Below are 3,629 nucleotides of genomic sequence, written 5' to 3' on the forward strand. Positions count from 1 at the left end.
ATCATAGACAAACTCCTTGATAAAATAATAGGATACTAACTTCCCGCAACAATTACTAGTATTCCGTTTACTTCAAACGCAAATATTCTTATCTAATTTTAGAAAAACAACAAATTCAAATATTACAATTTTAAATCTGGTGAGAACTATCACAAAGGTTTCGAAAATCCTGTGCTCTCAGCTTTATATCCCATTTTTCTATAAAATTGGTGTGCATTTGCTCTTTCTTTACGATTTCCGCTATTTAAACCGATTCCAACTGCGCCGATTTTTTTCGCAAAACTTTCCACTTCATTTAATAATAGCTTTCCAATCCCTTTGTTTCGATAATTAGCGCCTACTACGAAGGCAATGACTCTAGCATAAATACCATCTTTATTGTATAGAATATCTGTATGAAATCCGATCATCCCAACCACTTTCATTTCATAGCAAGCTACTAAAGTATAATGATTGGGACTAGCTTCAATAGCATGTAATCGAATCCTCATTTGCTCAACGGTAGTCGTATAGCCAAGTTGATCCATCAATACAGCTAATTCCTTTATATCATTTAAAGTTGCTTCTCTTATCTCCATTCCCCTTTCCCCCTCATGATACATTTGACAGATAAAAGCTTTTTCAATCCATGAAATAAATTATTTGCTATACAAAAAGAAATACCGATAATTCACTTATCCTTTTCGCTCCTCTAAACGCTTTTCTGCATGTTGAAAACCCCATTTCATCATAATTGGCACACAAAACAAGATAAATAATAAACGGAATAACTGATAGGTTGTAATAATCGGCAAGTTAGCATGAACAGATTGTCCTAGTACTGCCATTTCCGCCATTCCTCCTGGCGCTAACCCAATAAATGCAGTTAATAAGGAGATATCGCTGTCTATGCTTATTAAAATATAACCAAGTAATAAAGAAAATAGAACAAGTAGAGTGGAAGTGACAGTGACAACACTTAAAAACTTTGCCTTATTTTCGATATTTCCGAATTTAATTTGTAATCCAAGATGAATGCCTATTAACGTTTGGGCAACACAGACTAAAGTAGTCGGAATTGCTGGCACATCTAACCCAGCAATGGATATCGTCGCAATAAAAAGCATCGGACCAATCATAAACGGTGCTGGAAACTTCCACTTTTTCACTAAGCTTGCGATAAGATAGCAACAGAAGAGGAGCAGAAAAATCATCCATTCGTAGCTTGCACTGTCAGCAGTAGACGTCACCGTTGCTGTGGCTTGATTTCCATACAGAATCGGACTATAAACAAGGAGTGGAACGAGAATGATGACGGATAAGATACGGCTTATTTGAATAACTGTTACAACAGTTAAATCAATTCCTTTAATTTCAGAACTGATGGCAATCATTTGGGATAAACCACCAGGAATACTACCTGCAACAGTTGATTTTAAATTGCTGTGTGTTAACTTCGAAGTGATAAACGCAAGGATTAAACTAAAAGCAATCATGATAACAGTCATTAAAAGCATCGATGGTAAATGACTACCCATTTCTACTAATGTTTGTTTCGTGAATTGCTTTCCAATGAGGTATCCAATCACAAGGAGCCCGATATCTCGAAAAGAGAAAGGTAATTTAGGAGAATTTTTGGCAAGTCGAACATAAAGAATCGTACTGAACATGGGGCCAAGTAGCCAAGCAAGGGGAAGTTGGCATACTTGAAACACCCATCCTCCAAGTACAGCACTTAAACATAATAAAAGTAATGACATGATTTCGATCCCTTCTATAAAAATAAGTACTCTCATTATACTACTTATTTTCCCTTAAAATGAAGGACTACTTTCATTTTTTGATAATCATTAGTTGCCTTTATAGCTTATTTCCTTTACTTTTACTTTTTGCAGCACCCATTCTTGCTTATTCCAAGTCCACCAAGTTTCCAAGTAGCCAATGGTATCAACAGCAGCTAATCCACTTATCCGTTGTTTTCCCTTGATAGCAGTTTGATTATTTAGTCTAGTTACCTTTAACTCAGAAAATGGAGATAAGATTAACTCGGTCGGTTCATTTAATCTTCCTTTATGGTAAAGGCCAAGCTTTTCATAATGATGTCTGCGATCATATAAATCAAAAATATACATTTTTTCTTTATTTATCTTTAATTCTGCTTTATATGCATCCTTAAACTGGCTTTCTACTGATGCTAACTCTGGTTTTTGCAATTCTACTAATTTATTTCCTTGCAACTGAAAGAAATAAAAACTCTTCTCTGTTCCTCTTTCATTCGCAGATACAGATAGCAATAATTCTTTATGGTGATCATCATTTATATCCATTATATGTAATTTAGGATCAAAGCCACCTTCAACGGCTAACGTTGCAGTCTTATCTTTTTGAATAGAAACATCAAGAAATAATTCCTTAAAAAAATTACTATTTTCAGGTTGATCTGAAGCATCTCCCTTTAATTGAATCATTTCTTCTTGCCCATCACTTGTAATATCCGTTTTTTCTTCTAGGATAAGTTTATTGGTCTTCTCATCCTTCTCCATTGCATAAACACCAGTAATAGCAGTTAAAGTCATTAAAAAGAAAGCACTCAAAGCAACAAGTAATTCCCTTCTCATGCTAAAACCTCCTAACATCATAATAATTTTAGCATGTCCTTTTTTGGAAAAATCATGTAAGTAAGGAAAAGAATTTTTAAAAAATAACGGATAGTTGATTTTTTGATGCTGGATATGTGTATTGGTTTTGGATGGAGAGGCAGGAACGCTATTTTTCGCTTAACCCTAGTTAAAAGTGGTTTTCATTCCTTTGATGAACACCATTTTTCCCTTAGCTCTTACCGAAAGTGGTTTTGATTTCCCTGTTGAACATCATTCTTACCGTATCCTTCCCAACAAATTCTAGCTTTCATCACTTACTATATATCTCATAATCGCTCCCGCTCTATAATACAAGTATTTCAACAAATGAATGCCAATACACCAAACAAAAAAAGACTCCCAATCGCAAAGACACTTTGCAAATTGGGAATCTCTTTTATTGATCTTTTTAAACCACAGGCTATGCCTGTGTGCAAATGAAACTTGTAGAGTTGTATCAGAAAAAAACTCCAATCGTTATAATAGAAGATGGCCGTCAAACCAACTTCTATTAACGAGAGGAGTCCTGCTCATGTCGAGCGACAATAGTTTATCACATACAAGATGGAATTGTAAGTATCATATCGTATTTATTCCCAAATACAGAAGGAAAGTAGTGTATGGGAAATTAAGAAAAGATATAGGTGCTATTTTGAGAAAACTATGTGAAATGAAAGATGTAGAAATATTGGAAGCACATGCAATGCCAGATCATATTCACATGCTGGTCAAAATACCACCGAAAATGTCTGTTTCGTATTTCATGGGATATTTAAAAGGTAAAAGTTCCTTGATGATCCATGATAGACACGCAAATTTAAAATATAATCATGGAAACCGAACGTTTTGGGCGAAAGGATATTACGTAAGTACGGTGGGATTAAACGAAAAAACAATTGCAAAGTATATTCGAGAGCAAGAAGCAGAAGACCGTTTGCGAGATAATATGAGCAAACGAGAATACGTCGATCCATTTAAAGAAAAGTAGGGAGAGTAAACGGTTGGCGGTCA

At 34.9% G+C, this 3,629-nt stretch carries 4 protein-coding genes; 1 reads left to right on the forward strand and 3 read right to left on the reverse strand.

The window, feature by feature from the left end; all coding sequences use genetic code 11:
• Nucleotides 1-149: 149 nt before the first annotated feature.
• From ADJ83_RS08000 to ADJ83_RS08010, 3 genes are all read right to left on the reverse strand, one after another.
• Nucleotides 150-578 (reverse strand): GNAT family N-acetyltransferase, encoded by a 429-nt coding sequence (locus ADJ83_RS08000; RefSeq protein WP_031537782.1) that lies wholly within the window; start codon nt 576-578, stop codon nt 150-152.
• Nucleotides 579-674: 96 nt separating this feature from the next.
• Nucleotides 675-1,739 carry an AbrB family transcriptional regulator gene (locus tag ADJ83_RS08005; protein WP_031537783.1) on the reverse strand — a complete coding sequence of 355 codons (1,065 nt, stop codon included), beginning with the start codon at nt 1,737-1,739 and terminating at the stop codon, nt 675-677.
• 90 nt (nt 1,740-1,829) lie between these two features.
• Entirely contained in the window at nt 1,830-2,597 is a 768-nt protein-coding gene (locus ADJ83_RS08010; protein WP_031537785.1) for a hypothetical protein, read from the reverse strand.
• A gap of 553 nt (nt 2,598-3,150) precedes the next feature.
• On the opposite strand from ADJ83_RS08010, the gene tnpA reads away from it, so the two are divergent.
• The gene (gene tnpA, locus ADJ83_RS08015; RefSeq protein WP_031538471.1) at nt 3,151-3,606 is read left to right on the forward strand and encodes an IS200/IS605 family transposase; all 456 of its coding nucleotides are present in this window, start codon (nt 3,151-3,153) and stop codon (nt 3,604-3,606) included.
• The last annotated feature ends 23 nt before the right edge of the window (nt 3,607-3,629 follow it).

Source organism: Bacillus sp. 522_BSPC, assembly GCF_001076885.1.
Lineage (GTDB): Bacteria > Bacillota > Bacilli > Bacillales > Cytobacillaceae > Niallia > Niallia hominis.

Coding starts and splice junctions, on each gene's coding strand:
- ADJ83_RS08005 (WP_031537783.1), bottom strand. CDS start 1,739: ATGTCATTACTTTTATTATGTTTAAGTGCTGTACTTGGAGGATGGGTG.
- ADJ83_RS08000 (WP_031537782.1), bottom strand. CDS start 578: ATGGAGATAAGAGAAGCAACTTTAAATGATATAAAGGAATTAGCTGTA.
- ADJ83_RS08010 (WP_031537785.1), bottom strand. CDS start 2,597: ATGAGAAGGGAATTACTTGTTGCTTTGAGTGCTTTCTTTTTAATGACT.
- tnpA (WP_031538471.1), top strand. CDS start 3,151: ATGTCGAGCGACAATAGTTTATCACATACAAGATGGAATTGTAAGTAT.